The 19,013-nt window shown below is 55.5% G+C and carries 24 protein-coding genes and 1 tRNA gene; 11 read left to right on the top strand and 14 right to left on the bottom strand.

From position 1 onward, the window contains the following. Positions 1 to 3 precede the first annotated feature (3 nt). The 5 genes from murA to rho form a co-directional block, all read right to left on the bottom strand. Entirely contained in the window at positions 4 to 1,281 is a 1,278-nt protein-coding gene (murA, locus tag VEI50_10170; GenBank protein HXX75483.1) for a UDP-N-acetylglucosamine 1-carboxyvinyltransferase, read from the bottom strand. A gap of 11 nt (positions 1,282 to 1,292) precedes the next feature. Further along, positions 1,293 to 2,198: a peptide chain release factor N(5)-glutamine methyltransferase gene (prmC, locus tag VEI50_10165; GenBank protein ID HXX75482.1), complete on the bottom strand. Its 906-nt coding sequence runs from the start codon at positions 2,196 to 2,198 to the stop codon at positions 1,293 to 1,295. Further along, positions 2,195 to 3,277, bottom strand: a complete 1,083-nt coding sequence (prfA, locus tag VEI50_10160) for a peptide chain release factor 1 (GenBank protein ID HXX75481.1) — start codon at positions 3,275 to 3,277, stop codon at positions 2,195 to 2,197. The genes prmC and prfA overlap by 4 nt, the downstream gene beginning before the upstream one ends. A gap of 99 nt (positions 3,278 to 3,376) precedes the next feature. Continuing rightward, entirely contained in the window at positions 3,377 to 3,583 is a 207-nt protein-coding gene (gene rpmE, locus VEI50_10155; GenBank protein ID HXX75480.1) for a 50S ribosomal protein L31, read from the bottom strand. A 97-nt stretch (positions 3,584 to 3,680) separates the two neighbouring features. Continuing rightward, entirely contained in the window at positions 3,681 to 4,928 is a 1,248-nt protein-coding gene (gene rho, locus VEI50_10150; GenBank protein ID HXX75479.1) for a transcription termination factor Rho, read from the bottom strand. Positions 4,929 to 5,454: 526 nt separating this feature from the next. Between rho and VEI50_10145 the strand changes: the two genes are divergently transcribed. The 11 genes from VEI50_10145 to VEI50_10095 all read left to right on the top strand — a co-directional run bounded on the left by VEI50_10145 (position 5,455) and on the right by VEI50_10095 (position 13,945). Beyond that, positions 5,455 to 5,859 carry a DUF2203 domain-containing protein gene (locus VEI50_10145; protein ID HXX75478.1) on the top strand — a complete coding sequence of 135 codons (405 nt, stop codon included), beginning with the start codon at positions 5,455 to 5,457 and terminating at the stop codon, positions 5,857 to 5,859. Between the two features lie 43 nt (positions 5,860 to 5,902). Next, entirely contained in the window at positions 5,903 to 6,181 is a 279-nt protein-coding gene (locus tag VEI50_10140; GenBank protein ID HXX75477.1) for a YciI family protein, read from the top strand. A gap of 147 nt (positions 6,182 to 6,328) precedes the next feature. Further along, positions 6,329 to 7,597: a tetratricopeptide repeat protein gene (locus tag VEI50_10135; GenBank protein ID HXX75476.1), complete on the top strand. Its 1,269-nt coding sequence runs from the start codon at positions 6,329 to 6,331 to the stop codon at positions 7,595 to 7,597. A 351-nt stretch (positions 7,598 to 7,948) separates the two neighbouring features. After that, the gene (locus VEI50_10130; protein ID HXX75475.1) at positions 7,949 to 8,584 is read left to right on the top strand and encodes a carbon monoxide dehydrogenase beta subunit family protein; all 636 of its coding nucleotides are present in this window, start codon (positions 7,949 to 7,951) and stop codon (positions 8,582 to 8,584) included. Between the two features lie 41 nt (positions 8,585 to 8,625). Beyond that, a complete protein-coding gene (locus VEI50_10125) occupies positions 8,626 to 9,837 on the top strand; it encodes a transketolase C-terminal domain-containing protein (GenBank protein HXX75474.1) in 1,212 nt (403 codons plus the stop codon). 57 nt (positions 9,838 to 9,894) lie between these two features. Then, the gene (locus VEI50_10120) at positions 9,895 to 10,800 is read left to right on the top strand and encodes a thiamine pyrophosphate-dependent enzyme (protein ID HXX75473.1); all 906 of its coding nucleotides are present in this window, start codon (positions 9,895 to 9,897) and stop codon (positions 10,798 to 10,800) included. Positions 10,801 to 10,824: 24 nt separating this feature from the next. Continuing rightward, positions 10,825 to 11,532: a 2-oxoacid:acceptor oxidoreductase family protein gene (locus tag VEI50_10115; protein ID HXX75472.1), complete on the top strand. Its 708-nt coding sequence runs from the start codon at positions 10,825 to 10,827 to the stop codon at positions 11,530 to 11,532. Positions 11,533 to 11,557: 25 nt separating this feature from the next. Further along, positions 11,558 to 11,836, top strand: coding sequence for a pyruvate ferredoxin oxidoreductase (locus VEI50_10110; protein ID HXX75471.1), 279 nt, complete (start codon positions 11,558 to 11,560; stop codon positions 11,834 to 11,836). 87 nt (positions 11,837 to 11,923) lie between these two features. Continuing rightward, positions 11,924 to 12,193 (top strand): hypothetical protein, encoded by a 270-nt coding sequence (locus VEI50_10105; GenBank protein HXX75470.1) that lies wholly within the window; start codon positions 11,924 to 11,926, stop codon positions 12,191 to 12,193. 98 nt (positions 12,194 to 12,291) lie between these two features. After that, positions 12,292 to 12,367 (top strand) — tRNA-Asn (locus VEI50_10100). A 1,176-nt stretch (positions 12,368 to 13,543) separates the two neighbouring features. After that, positions 13,544 to 13,945 carry a hypothetical protein gene (locus VEI50_10095; protein ID HXX75469.1) on the top strand — a complete coding sequence of 134 codons (402 nt, stop codon included), beginning with the start codon at positions 13,544 to 13,546 and terminating at the stop codon, positions 13,943 to 13,945. A 208-nt stretch (positions 13,946 to 14,153) separates the two neighbouring features. Here VEI50_10095 and VEI50_10090 read toward each other — a convergent pair whose 3' ends face one another. From VEI50_10090 to VEI50_10050, 9 genes are all read right to left on the bottom strand, one after another. After that, on the bottom strand, positions 14,154 to 14,345 hold the full coding sequence (locus tag VEI50_10090) for a hypothetical protein (protein HXX75468.1): 192 nt from the start codon (positions 14,343 to 14,345) through the stop codon (positions 14,154 to 14,156). Then, complete coding sequence (locus tag VEI50_10085) at positions 14,339 to 15,421, bottom strand: hypothetical protein (GenBank protein ID HXX75467.1); 1,083 nt, start codon at positions 15,419 to 15,421, stop codon at positions 14,339 to 14,341. The genes VEI50_10090 and VEI50_10085 overlap by 7 nt, the downstream gene beginning before the upstream one ends. Before the next feature lie 5 nt (positions 15,422 to 15,426). Continuing rightward, positions 15,427 to 15,717 carry a ribbon-helix-helix domain-containing protein gene (locus VEI50_10080; protein ID HXX75466.1) on the bottom strand — a complete coding sequence of 97 codons (291 nt, stop codon included), beginning with the start codon at positions 15,715 to 15,717 and terminating at the stop codon, positions 15,427 to 15,429. Between the two features lie 322 nt (positions 15,718 to 16,039). Next, positions 16,040 to 16,492: a hypothetical protein gene (locus tag VEI50_10075; GenBank protein ID HXX75465.1), complete on the bottom strand. Its 453-nt coding sequence runs from the start codon at positions 16,490 to 16,492 to the stop codon at positions 16,040 to 16,042. A 57-nt stretch (positions 16,493 to 16,549) separates the two neighbouring features. Further along, the gene (locus VEI50_10070; protein ID HXX75464.1) at positions 16,550 to 16,894 is read right to left on the bottom strand and encodes a hypothetical protein; all 345 of its coding nucleotides are present in this window, start codon (positions 16,892 to 16,894) and stop codon (positions 16,550 to 16,552) included. A 237-nt stretch (positions 16,895 to 17,131) separates the two neighbouring features. Next, complete coding sequence (locus tag VEI50_10065) at positions 17,132 to 17,434, bottom strand: hypothetical protein (protein HXX75463.1); 303 nt, start codon at positions 17,432 to 17,434, stop codon at positions 17,132 to 17,134. Between the two features lie 111 nt (positions 17,435 to 17,545). Then, the gene (locus tag VEI50_10060; GenBank protein HXX75462.1) at positions 17,546 to 18,052 is read right to left on the bottom strand and encodes a hypothetical protein; all 507 of its coding nucleotides are present in this window, start codon (positions 18,050 to 18,052) and stop codon (positions 17,546 to 17,548) included. Continuing rightward, positions 18,039 to 18,344 carry a hypothetical protein gene (locus VEI50_10055; GenBank protein HXX75461.1) on the bottom strand — a complete coding sequence of 102 codons (306 nt, stop codon included), beginning with the start codon at positions 18,342 to 18,344 and terminating at the stop codon, positions 18,039 to 18,041. Before VEI50_10055 ends, VEI50_10060 begins: the two co-directional genes overlap by 14 nt. Positions 18,345 to 18,395: 51 nt before the next feature. Beyond that, positions 18,396 to 19,013 (bottom strand): hypothetical protein (locus tag VEI50_10050; protein HXX75460.1); only part of this gene is annotated, 618 nt, incomplete at its 5' end.

Raw genomic sequence — 19,013 nt, 5'->3', positions numbered from 1 at the left:
GGTTCATGGCCCGGGTGTCGTGGCCATCCCTTCCTTCCTGCGCTCAATCTTGGCCCCCAACCCACGGAGCTTTTCCTCGATCCGCTCATAGCCACGGTCGAGATGGTAGACGCGCAAGACCTCGGTCACGCCTTCCGCCGCCAGACCGGCAAGAATCAACCCCGCGCTGGCCCGAAGATCGGAGGCCATGACCGGAGCGCCGGCGAGCCCTGTCGGACCGGTGACGACCGCGCGATTCCCTTCGATTTTGATGTCCGCTCCCATACGCCACAGTTCTTCGACATGCATGAAGCGGCTTTCGAACACCGTTTCGGTAATCACACTCGTCCCCTCGGAAACGGTCATGAGCGCCACCATCTGCGCCTGCATATCGGTCGGAAATCCCGGGAATGGTAGTGTCCGGATGTCCACACTCTTCAGTCGTTTCTCCACGCTGAGCTGTACCCGTTCTTTTTGAATGTGGACGGTTGCGCCCGCTTCGCGCAGTTTGATCAAGAGCGCCTCCAGATGGTCGGGCCGACACCGATTCACGGTGACCGACCCTTTCGTGATCGCCCCAGCTACGAGATGTGTTCCGGCTTCAATGCGGTCCGGAATCACTTCGTGATCGCTGCCTCGGAGCTCGCGAACTCCTTCGATCGTGATCACATCCGTCCCGGCTCCCGTAATGCGCGCGCCCCGCTTGACAAGAAAATTGGCTAGGTCGACGATTTCCGGCTCTTTCGCGGCATTTTCGATGACTGTTGTGCCCTGTGCGAGTGATGCAGCCATCATGAGATTCTCGGTGCCCGTCACGGTCGTGGTATCGCAATAGATCCTGGCCCCTATCAATCGCTTCGCCTTTGCCCGAATGTAGCCGTGCTCGATAGACACTTCCGCTCCCAGCTTCGCGAGTCCTGCGAGGTGCAGATTGACGGGCCGGGAACCAATCGCACAGCCTCCGGGCATCGAGACTCTCGCTTCGCCCCATCGCGCGAGTAGCGGCCCTAAGACCAGGACGGAGGCTCGCATGGTCTTCACAAGGTCATAGGGTGCCTGTGTCGAATGAATGACGTCGGCCCGCACGACGGCACGATTGCCTTCATGTACAACGGACGCGCCCAACATGCGCAGCAGCTTGCCCATGGTCATGACATCAACAACGCGGGGCACGTTGGTGAGAACACACTTCTCACCACCCAGGATCGTCGAGGCCAAGAGCGGCAAGGCCGAATTTTTGGCGCCGCTCACTTGCACTTCTCCGTGCAGTGGAACTCCACCTGTGATGACGATGCGATCCATGGCGAATGTATCTACACCTCTCGCCGTTCTGCGATCACGACCCGTTCAATACCTGCTGCATCCCTGAGAAGACACACAGGCCCATAACCATCGATTGATTCCAAGATCTGGCGTATCGCTCCCCCTTGGCCTGCTCCGATTTCCATGATCAACGCACCACCAGGAGATAGATAACGTCGCGCGTCCTTCAGGAGTCGCTCATGACCCTCTGTCCCATGAGGCCCTGCCACCAGTGCCTGCCGTGGTTCGAAATCCCGGACCTCCGGCTGCAGATCAAGCCAGTCGGCTTCAGTCACATACGGGGGATTCGCGACTATCACGTCCACGCACCAGTCCAGCTTCATCTCTTCCAGCGGCGACAGCATGTCCCCTTCCAGCCACGTGATTGGATCACTCAGCGCATGACGGAGAGCATTCTGCCGAGCATTTTGCAGCGCGGCACGCGAAACATCGATTGCGATCACGCGAATACGGGGCCTGAGACGAGCAACCGCCACAGCAATGCACCCGGATCCGGTGCAGACATCGACAAGAGTAGCCTCCTGTGCTGGAGAAACACGCCGAATCACTTCCTCAACAAGCAATTCAGTCTCTGGCCTCGGAATAAGCACGGCCGGTGTGACCGCACACTCCATCCCGCAAAATTCCTGCGTCCCAAGAATGTACTGGAGTGGTTCGCGCGCGAGGCGCCGAGCGACAAGAGCCTGCACCCTGGCGATTTCGCTTGTGGAGAGCAGCCGGTCGCGCTCGATGATTTGCGCCACGCCTGAGAGACCGATCACAAACTCGACCAACCAGACCGCTTCTTGCTGGCTCGACTCAATCCCAGCCGTCGCTAACCGCGCACGGATGTTTCGGATAAGCGATCCGACCGTCACGCATGCAGCATCTGCCGTGGAGGTACAATCGCTCCTCATGACGCCTCAGCCACGGCGGCGTGACCCTGTTGCACGCGCAAGGCATCGATGAGCTCGTCGAGATCACCGGCCATGACATAGTCCAGCTTGTGCAACGTCACGCCGATTCGATGGTCTGTCACGCGATTTTGCGGAAAGTTGTACGTGCGAATCTTTTCGCTGCGATCGCCGGTCCCGACCTGGGCTTTGCGGCTCTGTGCAATTTCTGCTTCCTGTTTTTCTCGTTCAGCCTCGACAATCCTGGCACGCAAAGTCCGCATTGCTTTGTTCCGGTTCTTCAACTGTGATCTCTCATCCTGGCAACTCACCACGATTCCGGTGGGAATGTGCGTAATCCGTACGGCCGAATACGTTGTATTGACGCTTTGCCCGCCGGCACCAGAGGAACAGAACGTATCGATGCGTAAGTCCTTGGGGTCGATCTGAACTTCGACCTCATCGACTTCGGGCATGACGGCGACCGTGACGGTCGAGGTATGAATACGGCCGGCCGCCTCCGTTACCGGCACTCGCTGGACTCGATGCACCCCGCTCTCATATTTGAACAGTCCATATCCACCCTTGCCCTCGATCACGGCGATCACGGTTTTATAGCCACCCTTACCAGTTTCGGAGGCCTCAACGATTTCGACCTTCAGCTTGTGCCGCTCCGCGAATTTCACATACATGCGAAACAGATCACCGGCAAAGAGGGCCGCCTCATCCCCGCCGGTTCCGGCACGGATCTCCAAGAAGAGGTTCTTCTCATCGCGAGGATCTTTCGGCGTCAGATACTCCAGCACCTGCGCTTCGACCTCGCTCCGCTCCGTACTCAACCGCGCGCGCTCTTCGACAGCCAGCGAATGGATCTCCGCGCCGGCGGCCGGATCGTCGAGCATGTGAGCGGCTTCGGCCAATTGCTTCGTGAGCTCCTGATACCGGCGAAACAGCTGTGCGACTGGTTCAAGCTCGGTCCGTTCCTTGTTGATCTTATGCAGTATCGCGGGCTGACTCATGAAAGAGGAATCCATGAGCTGCGAAGTCAGCTCGTCGTATCGCCCCGCCACGCCTTCCCATTTCTTCAAGAGTGCTGCGTCCATGAGGCCTTTCCCATCCTTCTCTGTCTCGACTCCTTGCCCACAAAAAAAGAGACCCTGCTCCATCGCGAAGCAGGGTCTCTTCTATGGTACTCGGAGTTGCTACTTCCCCTTTTTCGCGTACTTCTTCTTGAACCGTTCGACACGACCTTCGGTATCGACGATTTTCTGCGTTCCGGTAAAGAACGGATGGCAATTCGAACAAATGTCGACATTAATATCGCCCACCGTCGAACGCGTCTTGAACTTGTTGCCGCAGGCACAATGGACCGTGGCTTCTCGGTATACCGGGTGAATCCCTTTTTTCATAACCGTCAACTCCTTACATCACGGTTGCAGTACGGCACAGCCCCGTGCAGTGGCGCGACACTGTATCTCGACAAGGGGTCAAGATACAAGCGGCCTGCTAGCGGTTCATCGACTGCAGAAATTCTTGGTTGGTCTTGGTCCCCTGGACCTTGTCCATCAGGAATTCCATCGCCTCCATGGTCCCCAATGGGCTGAGCACCTTGCGGAGGATCCACATCTTATTAAGACGATCCTTGTCCACCAGCAGCTCTTCCTTTCTTGTCCCGGACTGACTGATATCAATCGCCGGGAAGATCCGCTTATCAGCCAGACGGCGGTCAAGATGTACTTCCATGTTACCGGTGCCCTTGAACTCCTCAAAGATCACGTCGTCCATGCGGCTACCCGTGTCAACCAGAGCGGTGGCCATGATCGTCAGACTGCCGCCGTTCTCAATATTCCGCGCTGCGCCAAAGAACCGCTTCGGTCTCTGCAAGGCATTTGAATCGAGGCCGCCAGACAGAACCTTGCCACTGGGCGGCGCGATGGTGTTATACGCTCGCGCAAGGCGCGTAATGCTGTCCAGCAGGATCACGACGTCCTTCTTGTGCTCGACCAGCCGCTTCGCCTTCTCAAGGACCATTTCCGCGACTTGGGCATGACGCTGGGCCGGTTCGTCAAATGTCGAGCTTATGACCTCCGCCTTCACTTGTCGCTGCCAGTCAGTCACTTCTTCCGGCCGTTCGTCGATCAGCAGCACGATCAAGGTCACTTCTTTATGGTTCTTGAGGATGGCTCGCGCGATGGCTTGGAGCAGCATGGTTTTCCCGGTTCGAGGCGCGGCTACGATGAGTCCCCGCTGTCCCTTCCCGATGGGCGTAATCAGATCCATAACTCGCGTACAGTATTCTTCGCGGTCGAATTCGAGGTTGATTCGTTCTTCCGGATAGAGGGGAGTCAGGTTGTCGAAAAGAATTTTGTCGCGGGCGACTTCCGGATCTTCATAGTTAACCTTCTCGACCTTGAGCAGCGCGAAGTATCGTTCGCTTTCCTTCGGTGGTCTAATCTGTCCTGAAACAATGTCCCCCGTACGAAGATTGAATCGGCGAATCTGCGAGGGGGAGATGTAGATGTCATCGGGGCCGGGAAGGTAGTTGGAGTCGGGAGCTCGCAGGAATCCGAATCCGTCCGGCAGGGTTTCGAGGACGCCCTCGCCAAAGACCACGCCGTTTTTTTCCGTCTGAGCTTGGAGGATCGCGAAGATCAGCTCCTGCTTACGAAGGTTGGCCGCCCCCTCGATTTTGAGGTCCCGCGCGACGTCGTTTAAGTCGGCGATGGTTTTCTGCTTCAACTCAGCAAGATGCATAACCTCCCCCTTGGTTTGTGGCATACGAATCCTCTCAAGCTCCAGGCTTACTGCTCACAAGACACTCCCGAATCGGACAATCATGGGCCAAACGGTCGACAACTGGATGGTGAATGAATTGACGCTGGTTCGTGTGCTCGTTTTTGAAATGGAGAGGGTTTAGTTCTGAAGGGCCTATTCGTTTAGGTCCGCTGTCGTCACGCTTGAGCTGCTTGCGCGAACTGGGAGGGCGTCCGCCATTTCACAACGATGCTGAACTCTCTCGTCTCTCATTCGACTAATGTAGCTTTTTTCGAGACAGGCCCCGGAAGTCTTATCAGCGGAGGAATGTTTGAGCCGAACGCTAACCTTGATTAATGATACCTCGCACGAATCTCCTTGTCAATATATACGATTTTCCCACGGACCTCGTCAGCGGCGGAACGTATTTGGTGCTATGCCCTCTACGCATGCTACCTTGTACACCCCAGCAAGGTTGCAGCCTAGAAGGGGGTGTGTTAAAGGAAAGAGCGCAGCGAGGTATCCAATGGCGAACGGCGAAGAATACGAACGCACATTCACCGTTTCCGAAGCCAATCATCTGATTCCGCAGCTTCACACGCGGTTTACCTCGATCCAGCAGGCCAAAGCAATCCTCCTCCAGACAAAGCAGGAGATTCAGAAAGCGAGTGCTCAGGCTCGATATGGAGGTGGTAGCTCCGTAGGTCACTTGTATATTTCAGGCTTGCAGCAGGTCAGCACCAACCTGCAAGCCATTCACGAACTCGGTGTGCTCGTCAAGGATGTGGATATCGGACTATGCGACTTTCCCCATCTCCGGGACGGACGCATCGTCTACCTCTGCTGGAAGCTCGGCGAAGATGAGGTACGATGGTGGCATGAAACTACGACCGGCTATAAGGATCGGTGCCCCCTCGAAGAACGCCGGTAAGAGCGACGTCTGCTCGTCGACTGTTTGGCTATCACACCTACCCATGAAATTCGTGATTCTAGGATTCGACGGCCCTGACGGAGAAGCCAAACGAAAAATTCATCGACCCGCCCACTTAGCCAATCTCGAACCACTGAGCGCGCAAGGGCGTGTCGTCCTGGCAGGCCCACTGACCGACAAAACCGGAAGCCTCATCATCATCGAAGCCGACTCCTTGGAGGACGCCCAAAAATTCGCCCATGCCGATCCCTATACCGTCCATGGCGTCTTCGAGCGGGTCGAAGTGCATCCCTTCTTGCAGGTCTTGCCTAAGACCGATTGATCCCTCCTTTTACTCTGACAACCCGCTCAACCTCGCAACTCATTGAATCATATATATTCTTTCTGAGAATACGGTCAGCCAAGTCTGAGCCAGTTCTTCCACTTTCGATGCATTGCTGGTGTACCTATTGAGCGGTATATTTTCATTATGATTCTACAGCGATTCATACGGCTTTTCCTCATTCCCCTGTTGATCGCTTCCTCAACAACCCCGAGCCTCGCGGCCTCCACAAAAATCGTGGTTGCAGAAGGCCAGTATGTGATGGCGGATGGAGACACTCTCGCAGGAGCGGAGGAAAAGGTTCTGCAACGAGCGCAACGCCGAGCGGTGGAAGAGGCAGGGATCTATTTAGAATCAACCTTCCTCGACGTGGAAAAAGATTCGGGAGGACGCGTTTCACAAACGAGTTCCTTGGAAATACGGACCATTGCTGCCGCAATCACTCAAACCGAAATTCTTGAATCACGGCGGTCGTTTGAAAACGAGCGTCCGGTGTTTTTCATCCGCATCAGGGCCACGGTCAATCTCGACAGCCTCGCAGAGGCCGTCAGGCGGATGAAATCGGACGAACAACTGGCACGCCATTTCCGCCAGCTACAACAAGAGAATCATCAACTACGGGCGCAGCTTCAGGATCTACAATCGCAGCCCTCAGGCGTTCGCACACTGGTGATCGAACCAACCGGCCGAGGAGAAGCGTACTATCGTACCCGCACCCTCTTGGATCAAGCCATTCATACCAACAACCTGACTGACAAAATCGCCCTCACGTCGGAAGCCATCGATCTCGACGGACGACAGGTTGAGTCATTGATTGTAAGAGGGCAAACATTTCTGCAATTGGTTTCTCTGGCATTTTCTCAACATAAAAAAACAGCCGACTACGAACCATATCTCTACAAAGCAAAGGCCGATTTTGACCATGCGGTGACGATTGACAACAAAAACGCGTGGGCCTGGTTGGGGCAAGGAGACGTCTACAGTTGGCTCAAGCGTACTGAGGACGCCGCAACCTCCTATGAACGGGTTCTTGAACTGGATCCTTTTTTTGACGTCGCGCGACAACGACTGATCGGACTCTATACGACTCAAGCACGACGACAGGCGGAAGCAAAACAATGGCAGCCGGCTCTCGGTACATTGAAGAAACTCCTCTCCACGGAGACGTCGGAGAGTTGGATTCCCTATCAAAAGGAAGCCTATCTCCTTCGTAGCGAAATCTATGTGAAGCTGAATCAGCCAGAGCAGGCAATCGACGATCTGTCCACCGTAATTCGAGTGGATCCCACGAACGCAAATGCTCTCTTAGCCAGAGCGAAATTGTACAGAGAACGACTTCAAGGTCGATTGGCGAAGGATGATCTAGAACGGGCCTGTGTCCTGGGTTCAATCCATGCGTGTGAGCAATTGCCGTAACGGAGAGACACCGTCTAACCAATTGAATTTAAATACGTATATTCCGTGCGTGTTCGCAAATATTTTCATACGCTCAGGAAATGCAGCACCATTCTGTTAGTTTGACAATGTCGAAGACGGCCACCTATAATGCGCGCTCCGATCTCGCTGGGGCCTTCGACATTCGCATCCTCTATACTGGGACAAAAGGCCTAAGCTGGTCCGGTCCGATAGCCCAAAATTCCCCTACGGTGGGCCTTCTGTCGGGTTGCAGAACGACTTGAAAAAGCTTAGAGTGAACAAAGGTTTCACGAGTTGAATGACGAGTCGGTCCTGTCCTTCTAATCCCTTAGCGTCGGAGAGTAAGTCCGCATGACTCAGTATCGCGTACTCCCAGGGCCAGAGCATTTTTTACCCCCTGCTGCGGCAAGCATGGGAATCCGCTTGCCAAATCCCGGAGAGGCTCATATCAATGGCGTAATCGTGCCGGAAGAGAAAGCCTACGAGGAAGCGGCCAGGCAATTCCTCATGGCAAAAGTTCCCACGATTTTCCCAGGACCTCTCGTCCTGTGGGCATGGAACGAAAAGGCCGCGAAGAAGGCGACCGCCATCCGCCATCTGTTCAACACCCTCAAAGTATGCGTGCAGCCTGGACAGAACCCGATGCTGATTCCGATGCCGGATTATCGGCCGAAGTACCCCAAGATCAATCCTGAAGTGGAAATCAACCCAAACCATCCGAATCTCACCATTTGGCACAACAAGATCGATGCCTGCATGTTTGTCGGCGTCCACTGCCACCAAGCCAACTTGTCGTTGAAGATTATTCGCGGCGGCACGTCCTGCTATACCATCGCGATGTGCGCGCAAGCAGGCCATGAAGACGCCATGCTGTCGTTCCGTGACGCATCCGTCGAAAAAATTATGCGATTAGCGGACACTGTGAAACGATTGAAAGGTAGCGTCCAACCACGGCTGGGAACAGCCGCGAGCACCGCCTCAAACTAGGTGTTTGAGGGACCGGGCAAGAGGGAAAGGAGGCTGGGGCCATGGCAGACACACACTCAGTCATCGGCACGCAAAATAAGAAAGGCCAGACGTACACCGACACATGGAAAATGATGAATGAGGCCCCGCGCACGCCTTCCTTCTTCACCGGAAGCGAAGTGATCAAGGAGGCCATTCGCCGCGCCAGCTGTGATGTCATGATCGCCTATCCGATCACGCCACAAAGCGAAGCCGCCGCCTTGATTGGCGAACTTTTTGCCGAAGGCTACATTGGCGACTACTTCCGTGGTGAGAGCGAATTCGCCGTCATGTCGCAGTGTGCGGGCGCCGCATTCGGCGGAGCGCGCGTGTTTACGACGACCGCTGGGCCAGGCACGATGCGCGCGATGGAAAACTTCCCGATGTGGGCCGGCGCCAGGCTCCCGATCCAGATGATCGTGACCTGCCGTGGCATCAATTCGCCGCTGTCGATCCAGCCTGACACGCTGGAAATTTCCTATCTGCTAAACACCGGCATGTTGGTGTGGCACGCAGAGACCGCACAGGACTTCTTTGATTGGATTCTCAAAGGCTACATGGTCTCGGAGGAACCGGATGTTCATTTGCCGTTAGCGCTCTGCTGCGATGGGTTCTTCGTCACACACACGAAAGACGTCGTAAACCTGACACCGGCCGACATGTGTTTGCCACCCTATGATCCCTATCGCTCACCGGTCCCCTGCATGGATATGGAGTGTCCGCCGGTCCGGATGATGCGCGACCCCTTTGTCATGAAGAGTAATTACATCAGCTACGCCACCCACGCGAGTTGGCAACAGGAAGTGTGGGCAGCAGTCGAGCGGTCCCGAAAGCATTCGATTCATTGGCTGAACGGATTGATCGACAGCGAAAATACCGACGCGGACATCATGATCGTGACCTCCGGCACCGCCGTTTCACAAGGACGTGAAGCGATCCGCTTGTTGGAGGACGAAGGTATCCGATGTGGACTGGTCAAGATCAAAACGTTGCGACCCTGGCCGGAAGAGGAAATTCGCGAAGCCACGAAGAACGCGACACATATCTTCGTGCCGGAATTCAACGTGACAGGCTGGCTGGCAAAAGAAATTCGCGCATCAATCCCAAATCACCAGCGAGTCCATGCTGGCCCGCACGTGTGTGGAGGCATGACAATGCCGCCGGAAATCATCGTGTCCGAAATCAAGACCGCCCTTGGCATGCGGACCATGTCGTTGGCTGGTCGTGGAAGCTGAGCAGCGGAATATTGACGAGAAAACTAATTCCGATTGAGTTGCCCTGAGGAGGCCTTCATGAGTAAAGAACGGATCAAGATCTCAGACGCCCTGTACGACATCATGCCGTCGGACTATCAGGACCTCGTAAAGAGCGCCACCTACGGCAAGGAAGATCGAGGGTGGAAGGACATTGGCACCTCAAAGGAGCTGATCGAACAACATTCTCTGTGCGCCGGTTGTCCGGAATCGATGGCCTTCCGCTACATCCTGGCTTCGCTCCCAAACCCGGAAGATACGGTTATGGTGGGCTCCACCGGATGCACCAGCTTGGTGTTTCCTATGGTAGCTGTGCATAACATTCACTCCCTCTTCGGGAACCAGAACGCGATCGCCTCGGGCTTGAAGCGCGCGTTGACGGTTCGTTTCCCCGGACGTACGAAGGACGTTGTGGTCTTGGCCGGTGATGGCGCGACAGTCGACATTGGGCTCGACATGACGTTGCAGGCCTGGTTTCGTCAGGAGAAGTTCACCACGATCTGCTTTGACAACGAGCTCTACGCTAACACCGGCGGTCAAGAGAGCGGGCTCATGCAGAAGGGCTTTGTCGCCAAGATGGCGCCGGTTGGCAAGCTGTTCGACAAGGTTCGCCTCCCGGAGATTGCTCGGGAATCCGGCTGCCACTATGTCGTCAACTGCACAGTCAGCAAGCCGTCGCTCGTGGAAAAGGTCGTTCGCAATGCCGTCATGGTCGCGCGAGAGATCGGCCCGACCTACTTGCAGCTGTACACCCCCTGCATTCTTGAAATCGGCAAGAACAGCATGGAAGGCCTCCAAGAAATGCGCGACTCAGAGAAGCCGACTGAGCGGTTCGCCTACAAAGAATACGTCAGCGAACCGGCAAAACAGTTGTTGGCCGAAATGGCCGCGAAAGAGAAGGAACGCAAAGCAGCTGCTAAGCAACTTACCTCACAGGAAGCCTAGTCCGAATCTGGAGGAGAGACGGCCATGATCAAGAAAAGACTGAACATCCGGATGTCGGGACTCGGCGGTCAGGGCGCTGTCACGGCCGCGCATGTCATGGCCATGGCGGCGAATAAGGACGGCAAGTTTTCCATCTCCAACCCCTTCTTCGGCGCCGAGAAACGCATGGCGCCGGCTGAAAGCTATTGTCGAATCGGCATCGAGCGCATCTACGACCGTGGTGAGTTAGTGTTCCCGGATGTTATTGAGGTGTTTCACCCCCAGGTCATCACGATGGGCAAGAGCTACACCATGCCCTTCTACTCGGGTGTGAAGGAAGGTGGTGTGGTTATCATCAACTCCGCCCAGTCTCTTCTGTCGGAAGAAGACATTCAGCGGCTCAAGGACTTGAACGTCGCCGTGTTTTACATTGCTGGAACAGAGCTCGCGATCGAAGTCGCCGGTACCGAGTTGTCTACCAACATGACCATGATTGGTTCTGTGGCCGGCATTACCAAATGCGTTTCAATGGACGCGCTCGACGGCGCGCTCCAGGAACGCTTCGGAAAGAAATTCGTGGCCTCCGGTGGTACGGCATCCTTAGACGAAGCCATTAAGAAAAAATTCGCCAAAAAAGAAATGCTTTTGGCGAAGAATCTGGCAACTGTGAAGCGGTCCTACGAAATCGCGAGCGAATGGGCTGAAAAGAATAAGATTGAGTTGCGAGTCGGCAATCCGGCCGTCGCCGCCTAAGAGTTAAGAGAAGGAACCACGTTGCATGTATAATGTCGCGCAAGTCATCGATGAGAAGTGCACAGCCAAGAAGGGTTGCCGGTTGTGCATCATGTATTGCCCGGAAGCAAATTGCCTGGACCTCAATGTCACCAAGATGGTCGCAGAAGTAAACATTGATCGCTGCAAGGGCTGCGAACTCTGTGTGGTCGTCTGTAATGCAGCCAAGCACCAGGCAATCGTCATGCAGGCTGTCAGTGCGAGCGGAGAATTGATGAGTCGCAAAGGTGAGTCGGCTGCGCTAGGCCAAGCCTATCAAGGGTAACTGTTCATGTAAGCGGGGCTCCCGCACAAGACCCCATGGCGCCAACGCTATGGGGTTTTTTGTTGGTCCCGTGGCTGAGGAAATGCTATGCGAAATGAAGACAACGTGATCGATGAGCTACTAAAGGAAATTGCCGTCCTGATTCACGAATATCCTAAAGCTATTGAACGTCGCGCCGCGGAGATTCAGGCCAGTGGAAAAGACCCTGAGTTGGTGGAGAAACTCGTGAAAGCCGCCGATACCATGCGCGACAGCGGAAACCTCTACATCACGTGGGCCAAACATTTTGCGGCATTGGCCGAAGGCAATACCGACGCATCATCGGACGAAGACGAGACTGAAGATTTTGACGTTTAGGGCACACTCGACGTAACGAGTCAGTCGAAAAAACACTCCCCTTCAGCCCTCCACTTTTGTTAATATACTGTCTCTGTTAACCTGATCACGTAACGAGTTCCCCGGTAGCTCAGTTGGTAGAGCAGCCGGCTGTTAACCGGCTGGTCGCAGGTTCGAGTCCTGCCCGGGGAGCCAATCTAGATCGAACGTGGGCACTGCCCCCTGCGGAGTGCCCACGTTGCTTTCTCCAGCCACACGCGCCACCCTCGCATTGCTTCCTTTCATGACCAGCTGACGGTTCCGGTAGCGGATCTCCTCAACCAAAAGCTTCAGGTACTTCTTGCTGAACACACGGTCTTTGCCCAACAATCGCTCACGCAATGCAGCCGTGAATGCGTGTATCTTCTTCTCTCCAAGAGCCTCCACTGGCATCTGCTTGAGTCGTCGCAACCCCGCAATCTCAGTCAGCAACGCCTGCCGTTGCGCTTGAAGCTTGTTGGCCCGCTCACTCAACGAGGAATCCATCGGCAACAATCCCTTTTCGACCGCCTCATACAGCTTCTGGCTTCGCTGTTGCACACTGGTCAATTCCTTCGTCAGCTGCTTCACTCTGCTCTCGTGTGAGGCTTGTGACTGGCTCAAGCGTTTTCGAAGACCCTCCAGGATTGTTCGGACGCGTGACGCGGTAAAGACCCGATCCGCCAAGGAGGACAGGACCAGCTGGTCCACTTGTTCCGTCGGCAGATTGTCACTGGTGCAGGTGTCTTTCCCTTTCAGAATCCGGTTCGAGCACTTGTAATAGCGATACTTCCCGCTTTTCCCTGTCGCCAAGGTCATCCCCGCCCCACAGACCCCACACTTCAACAGCCCAGTTAAGAGCGTGGGACAATTCACCACGCGCGGGGGCACACGCTCCGGAGAACGCGATGCCAATTTCTCTTGGACAGCCCTAAAGAGGTTTTCCCTGACAATCGGTTCCACCTTGATGAGGACCCACTCGTCCCGAGGCTTCACGCGCCGGACCGCACCTCCTCGCTTCTCGTATTTGTTGAAATAGTGCTCCCCGATATAGGCCCGGTTGGTCAACACCTCATAGACTCGGCCACTGGTCCATTCTCGCCCGCGAACCAACAGACCTTCCTGATTAAACTGTGCGGCTAGGCCATGGACACCCAGGTCCCGGCCCCGATCCCCTGATAGATAGCGCTCGAATACCCGTTTGACCACGACCGCCTCTGCCTCATCGATCTCCAACTGCTTTTTCTTCCCCTTGTTCCCCGGCAGTGCAACCTCGACCGCTCGGTATCCCACAGGCGGACGTGAGCCATTAAAAAATCCTTGCCGGGCATTCTCGCGCATGGCTCGGAGCGTATGCTTCCCGTTCTCTTTGCTTTGATATTCGTCGAACACGCTGAAGATCCGGCGGATCATTTCCCCCGAAGGATCGTCACTCGTCTGCTGCGTGATGGAGAGCACACGAACGCCACACCGCTTGAGGTTCCGTTCGTACAAGCCGAATTCCAGCGAGTCCCGAAAGAAACGAGAGAGGCTATGCACCACAATCGCCTCGAAGGGAGAAGGACTCACACAGGCTTCCGCGATCATCCGTTGAAAGACCGGGCGCCGATCATCCGTAGCGGATGCGCCGGGCTCCACATATTCAGTTGCCGCACTGTGGCCTTGGGCTTTGCACCACGCCCGCATCTGGCTCAGTTGATCCGGTATCGAGAGATCTTTCTCGGCCTGTTTACTCGTCGAGACTCGGGCATATAGAGCAACAATCACGGATTTACCTTTCTTCGTCTTGGCTCACGAGCACCGCTTGTATCAGATTCCCCAGGGACGACTCAATCAACCGCACTTCTGCCTCCGACACGCTTTCGCTGAAATGCTCACACCGCACCGTCAACTCCGTTTCGTCAGGATCATGGGGCACGCATAGGGCACCGCCTTTCGTGCATCGTGTATTCCGGCCCCATCCTTACCGCTCCTCCCTCACCACCGGCCACCCAAGCCGGTCCAACTGCCCACCCAATCCATTCCGTCCAAACGCATCCAAGACCACCTTCCGAAACGCCTGATACTGGCTGGGCGGTAACGAGGCCTCCGCCACCAACAGGATGTGCGTGACCCGCTGATTCACCAAGTCGAGCACTTGCTGTTTGGTTACCATTCCCCCAACTCGATCGCTTTGATTCGTTTTTGCACATCGAATTTCCAGCTCAGGGGATCGAACAGCCGGTGCAAGCGATCCCCCAGCAAGCGAAGCGCATCTTCTTCGCTCATCATCGGCTGGCCCTCCTTTACACAGGACACCGCGGCCACCCGCTTGAGGTAGCCGTAGACACTAATCGTCAGTCGGATCAATCGTTCGTCCAGCACCAATTCTTTTCCATCGATCTGCTTAGACTCCAGCGCGTGTAATTCGGCAATGCGCTGCTGCACATCCACCCACAACGGGTGCAGTGGCCAGCGTGAACGGTTCGAATCCTGCGTCGGAACCCGTAGCGTATCATGATGCTCAGCCAGGTACTGAAGTACCCTCCCCTCCTGCTCCTGCAGATCGACAAACGTACTGATGTGAAAACTCCGCAACACGGGTTTCCTGACCTGCCATTCAATGCGCCAGACGTTCTCCTGTTGTCCCCAGAGCTCATGAAACCACACCTTGGCACTCTGCTGCCGGATCTCCGCGACTTTGTCATACACACGCAACACCACACCTCCTCTGCCAAAGGTAAAGGTTTGGATCGCGCCATTCTCACGGTGCTGACTGTCCTTGTCTGATTGGCTGACGAAGCAATCGGCATCGAAGTCCCGTTCGGCAAGGGCATAATCAAAACAGAAATCCACACGTGAGAGTGTTTCCGCTTGTTGAACGTCGCAGCCGATCATTCGAGCCCAGTTGAGCAACCGCTGATGCAGTGTCCAGGCCGTATGCTTCCACAGACCTTGGCTTTTGAAGGTGACGAAGCACGACGGATGATTAAACTCCCCAACTTCGATCTTAAAATCCTCATTTGTCAAAACGAAGGGATAACCAGAACTGCTTCCATAGGGATGCAGGAAAAACTCCGTTCCTCCGAGCTTAATCGCACGCGGCTCTCGGCTCTTGTCCATCCGGAGTTGTTCCTTCATGACAGCGAGCTTGGCGAAGTCGAGGTGTTTTGAGGCAGGTGGACCGAGGTAATAGGCACACTGGACCGTATCAATGCCATGCAGGAGCAGTTGTGGTGATTCGACGGCCATGATCTCTAGTGCTTTTTCCGAGCCTTGGATGAAGACATCACCGACCCCAATTCCTTCAGGACCTCTCCCGTGAGCTTCTGTAAGCCTTTTGCGACCTGTTCTTTATGGCCGACCTTGGCTTGTTCGAAGGTCGTGGCCATCATGTCCAGGATCGGTTGTTGTTCGGCTAACAGCTCGCGGATCACTTCCGCGCGCGGTTTTTCCATCGCACGGGACAATCGCGTAACGGTGTCATACAACTCTGTTGGCAAGGACAGCAGCACTCGATGAGGGGCGCTCTTGGGTTTTGGGCTCATCTATATCCCTCCGTTATAGCTATAGCTTGCTTCTTATATCTTCGTGCTATAGATATTGTCAAGCGGCATCCTGACGAGCCACGAAGGTAAGTATTCCTAGGCCCCCGTGTTACTGCGACGGGGGCTCTTCCCCGCCCGTCCGGCTCGCGCCGGATCGGGCGGCACCTGCCTAAAGAGGCACCATTCAGAACGCTACGGAACGGATGGTTTTGATGAGGACGAGATGAAATCAATTCGGATGGGAAGCCGAAGGAAAGCAAGCAGGCCCTGCCGATAAACATATCGACAAGGCCCGCATGAATGGTCCCAATAGCCGTAGTGCTTACTTAATCATGATCAGCTTTCCGCCCGGGTCCTTAGGATTCAGATGATCCCGATAGGTCAGTGTGTTTCCCACTGTTGCATACATGAGATCGCTGAGAGGCACGCCAATATATTTACTTTCACCCGGCTTGAGCACGACCTGCGCCTTCAAGACTGTGGGAGCAGCCTGGGTCCCATCCGCCGTCATCAGAAATCCCCGATCCACCGTCGACTTGTTCGTCACCTTGATCACCACGGGAGCGCCAGGCCTGACCTTAAGGTCCAGCACCGTGGTCGGCGGATAAAGAACCTTGAGACTGCCGACTTCTGTCGCGTAGATTTCAAGATCGACGTCGAGTTCCTTGAACGGCTGGCCCACCACTGACCCTGTTTCCAGGTCGCCGACCTCGACCCCGCCCGCCTGGTGCGCTTCAGCGGCAGCAGCGAGCATCGTGATACCTATGCTTGCCATGATCCCTACTACAGTCCTGTGCAGCATGAATGACCTCCTCCTTTATCATAGTAAGAGTTAGAGGGCTGATGAACCAGAATCACTCGGAGCCAGGCACGGAGGCAACCCCGTTCCCTCCAGTACCTGTCCCCCGATTACTTGATCGCCAACGATCAGAAACAACACTTTCATGCGTTTGGTGTGCTGAAGAAATTTTCCAGTGGCCACAACTGTGACTTCGCGGGAACCGTCCGCCTGTGGCCGGTCATTTTCGATCGTTACGTAATAGTGGTCGAACCCCTCAAACGCCTGGTTGAATACTTGCTTACGCAGCAGGCGTTCAATGTCGAGGTCAGAAGAGGCGACGGCAAAGCCGACCGGGGGAAGGACGACACTGAGAATCAGAGCGATTAAAAGGCGCACGATATCCTATCCAAAGACGCGGCACTCTAACCCCACGTACCCGGGAACGTCTACCAACAGAAACCAATGGCTGCACACAGATGCAACAAAACCGCCGCGCCTAGAATCAAATGGACAGATGGTATTCTGAACCAGGGGAAGAACAAACGCTGATTTTACAAGAGACACGGCACGGACGGGAGTCCCCCGCCGTGCCTGCTGAGAGGAGAATGGAATCGAGCGCAGTGCCTCCCGCCCTTACTTGTCCTTCTTCTCCAAGCCGGACGGTGCGGCTTGCTCAGCATGAGCCAGAGATTCTTCGGCATGTTTGACGGCTTCCTTCGCATGTTCCAATGCCTCTTTTGCGTGGGCATCATTGCTCGCTCTGATCGATTCTTCGAGATGTTTGATCGCTTCCTTCTCGTGCTTGATCCCTTCCTTCGCATGTTTGATGCTTTCCTGCACGTGTCCGTCGCTACCAGCCAGAACCATTTCAACCGGTCCTCCGATCATGAAGACCCCGCACACTAATACTGCGAGTACACCATTGATATTGATCATGGTCAGTCCTCCCTTCCTCGGTGATATTCCCACGTGCGCAATTTGACGTCGAACGCTGGAACTTGCAAAGGCCACCAGCCGAGAGGTTCGTAACCCCTTCTTCTTGACGCCTCACATGACCGACAGACGGCAGACACCACAGGCTGCCGAACCCCTGGCCAGGGCTTGCTCCACTGAATCATACATCGCATAGACCCAGACATCCTGGTAGCCGTTGCTCCGACCATGAGCATCTATGCTGGCAAATTTTTCCATGACGAAGATTGACGCCACCCGCCCGCCACCTCCGTTCGCAAGGGCGAGGGTTTCCACGACGAACGCCGTTCCAACAGGGAAGCGTTCATCATCCGCAGACGAAGCCCCTTTGGGACAAACGTAGAGTTTCAATTCTTGGCGGGAGCGACCGGCTTCCGCCTCGACTTCAACCATTGGCCAAAGGTGATAAGTTTGCGGTACGCCTAACCTAGCCTGGTCCAATCGGACTGTCCTTCCACTCAAGCCCCTCACCGCAACCGCTAAGAGTCGAACAGCGACGACGTTGAGCGAATCGACTCGCAGACTTGCGTCCTGCGCCACGCTGCCAAGCGCCTCGACGGTCAGTTGCTTATTCGTCGGCATTGATCACCTCACCATCCCCCGAAGGGCCGAGGAATCGGAGGGAGGCCACCTCCGACACCCCGGTGACGGGTCCAGGCGAAGGGTGCACAACGCCCAGACTCGATGTTCGGTATTTCTGTTCATCCGATGCGAACCGGATGTCTTGAGCCGTGCCACCTTCTCCGCCTTCCTTCGTCAAGATCCCGTCAAGTGTCAATACCACGACCACCCAGTCGCCGACCTTGAGGTCAGCGCTGCTCATGGCTGTTCCTTCACTCCGATAGGACGTGTTGGGCGTAAGGAGAAACCCCACGGTCTTCCCTTCCTTGGTCTGGTCCGTGAGTGAATTGATAAAGGCATGCGCTCACTCAGGCGTGATCATCACCAAAACCTCCTGACTCTTCGAGGACAGTTCGAGCCAGTAGACCAGGCCCGCCTGCAGCTTGAAGTCGACGCTTTTAAAGGTCTTGTCACACCGGGATCGAAACTCGAACGCGTGCGACTCTACCCGCCCCTTGCTTGTGACGACTTTGATCCCGAGAGGAGAGACTGAGCTGATTCGATACACTCCGTCCTGCGGTACCGAAAGGCCGATGAGCCCCGCGTAGGAACCAGAGGAATTTCCTCCTGACTGCGACTCGACCAGCGCTTGCACGGCGTCGGCCCGATACAAGGTCACAGCAAGTGCAGACATGGACGGGGTCACGGGCTCCGTCTTGCCCCGGTGTGCCAGTGCGACTAGCCTGCGTGTCGGACCTTCTAGGGCTTGGGTCCATTCAGGGGGTAATTCCAACGCGTTATCCGAGCAATCCATGCCTCCCTCCGGGAAGAGGCTATGCGCCTGCGCGTTGATGGCCCCAGCCGCCACAACCGAGAGACACAGAATGCAGAGAAGACTTGTCCGTGCTACCCTCCATCCGCGCCCTCTCAGAATGGTATGCATCGCTCCTCCCAAGTGGTCACCCATAGGGCCAGGGTGGGG

This window comes from Nitrospiraceae bacterium (assembly GCA_035623075.1).
Classification (GTDB): Bacteria; Nitrospirota; Nitrospiria; order Nitrospirales; family Nitrospiraceae; genus DASPUC01.
The sequence above is the reverse complement of the archived record's forward strand: the minus strand, read 5'-3'. Positions and strand labels throughout refer to the sequence as shown.

Excerpts from the sequence above, each read along its gene's own strand:
- VEI50_10085 (HXX75467.1), bottom strand. The coding sequence starts at position 15,421 with ATGGCCGTCGAATCACCACAACTGCTCCTGCATGGCATTGATACGGTC.
- VEI50_10105 (HXX75470.1), top strand. The coding sequence starts at position 11,924 with ATGCGAAATGAAGACAACGTGATCGATGAGCTACTAAAGGAAATTGCC.
- VEI50_10090 (HXX75468.1), bottom strand. The coding sequence starts at position 14,345 with ATGGTAACCAAACAGCAAGTGCTCGACTTGGTGAATCAGCGGGTCACG.
- VEI50_10115 (HXX75472.1), top strand. The coding sequence starts at position 10,825 with ATGATCAAGAAAAGACTGAACATCCGGATGTCGGGACTCGGCGGTCAG.
- rho (HXX75479.1), bottom strand. The coding sequence starts at position 4,928 with ATGCATCTTGCTGAGTTGAAGCAGAAAACCATCGCCGACTTAAACGAC.
- VEI50_10065 (HXX75463.1), bottom strand. The coding sequence starts at position 17,434 with ATGATCAATATCAATGGTGTACTCGCAGTATTAGTGTGCGGGGTCTTC.
- VEI50_10080 (HXX75466.1), bottom strand. The coding sequence starts at position 15,717 with ATGAGCCCAAAACCCAAGAGCGCCCCTCATCGAGTGCTGCTGTCCTTG.
- VEI50_10060 (HXX75462.1), bottom strand. The coding sequence starts at position 18,052 with ATGCCGACGAATAAGCAACTGACCGTCGAGGCGCTTGGCAGCGTGGCG.
- rpmE (HXX75480.1), bottom strand. The coding sequence starts at position 3,583 with ATGAAAAAAGGGATTCACCCGGTATACCGAGAAGCCACGGTCCATTGT.
- VEI50_10095 (HXX75469.1), top strand. The coding sequence starts at position 13,544 with ATGCTTCCCGTTCTCTTTGCTTTGATATTCGTCGAACACGCTGAAGAT.
- VEI50_10075 (HXX75465.1), bottom strand. The coding sequence starts at position 16,492 with ATGGCAAGCATAGGTATCACGATGCTCGCTGCTGCCGCTGAAGCGCAC.
- VEI50_10110 (HXX75471.1), top strand. The coding sequence starts at position 11,558 with ATGTATAATGTCGCGCAAGTCATCGATGAGAAGTGCACAGCCAAGAAG.
- murA (HXX75483.1), bottom strand. The coding sequence starts at position 1,281 with ATGGATCGCATCGTCATCACAGGTGGAGTTCCACTGCACGGAGAAGTG.
- VEI50_10130 (HXX75475.1), top strand. The coding sequence starts at position 7,949 with ATGACTCAGTATCGCGTACTCCCAGGGCCAGAGCATTTTTTACCCCCT.
- VEI50_10145 (HXX75478.1), top strand. The coding sequence starts at position 5,455 with ATGGCGAACGGCGAAGAATACGAACGCACATTCACCGTTTCCGAAGCC.
- prmC (HXX75482.1), bottom strand. The coding sequence starts at position 2,198 with ATGAGGAGCGATTGTACCTCCACGGCAGATGCTGCATGCGTGACGGTC.
- prfA (HXX75481.1), bottom strand. The coding sequence starts at position 3,277 with ATGGACGCAGCACTCTTGAAGAAATGGGAAGGCGTGGCGGGGCGATAC.
- VEI50_10135 (HXX75476.1), top strand. The coding sequence starts at position 6,329 with ATGATTCTACAGCGATTCATACGGCTTTTCCTCATTCCCCTGTTGATC.
- VEI50_10120 (HXX75473.1), top strand. The coding sequence starts at position 9,895 with ATGAGTAAAGAACGGATCAAGATCTCAGACGCCCTGTACGACATCATG.
- VEI50_10140 (HXX75477.1), top strand. The coding sequence starts at position 5,903 with ATGAAATTCGTGATTCTAGGATTCGACGGCCCTGACGGAGAAGCCAAA.
- VEI50_10125 (HXX75474.1), top strand. The coding sequence starts at position 8,626 with ATGGCAGACACACACTCAGTCATCGGCACGCAAAATAAGAAAGGCCAG.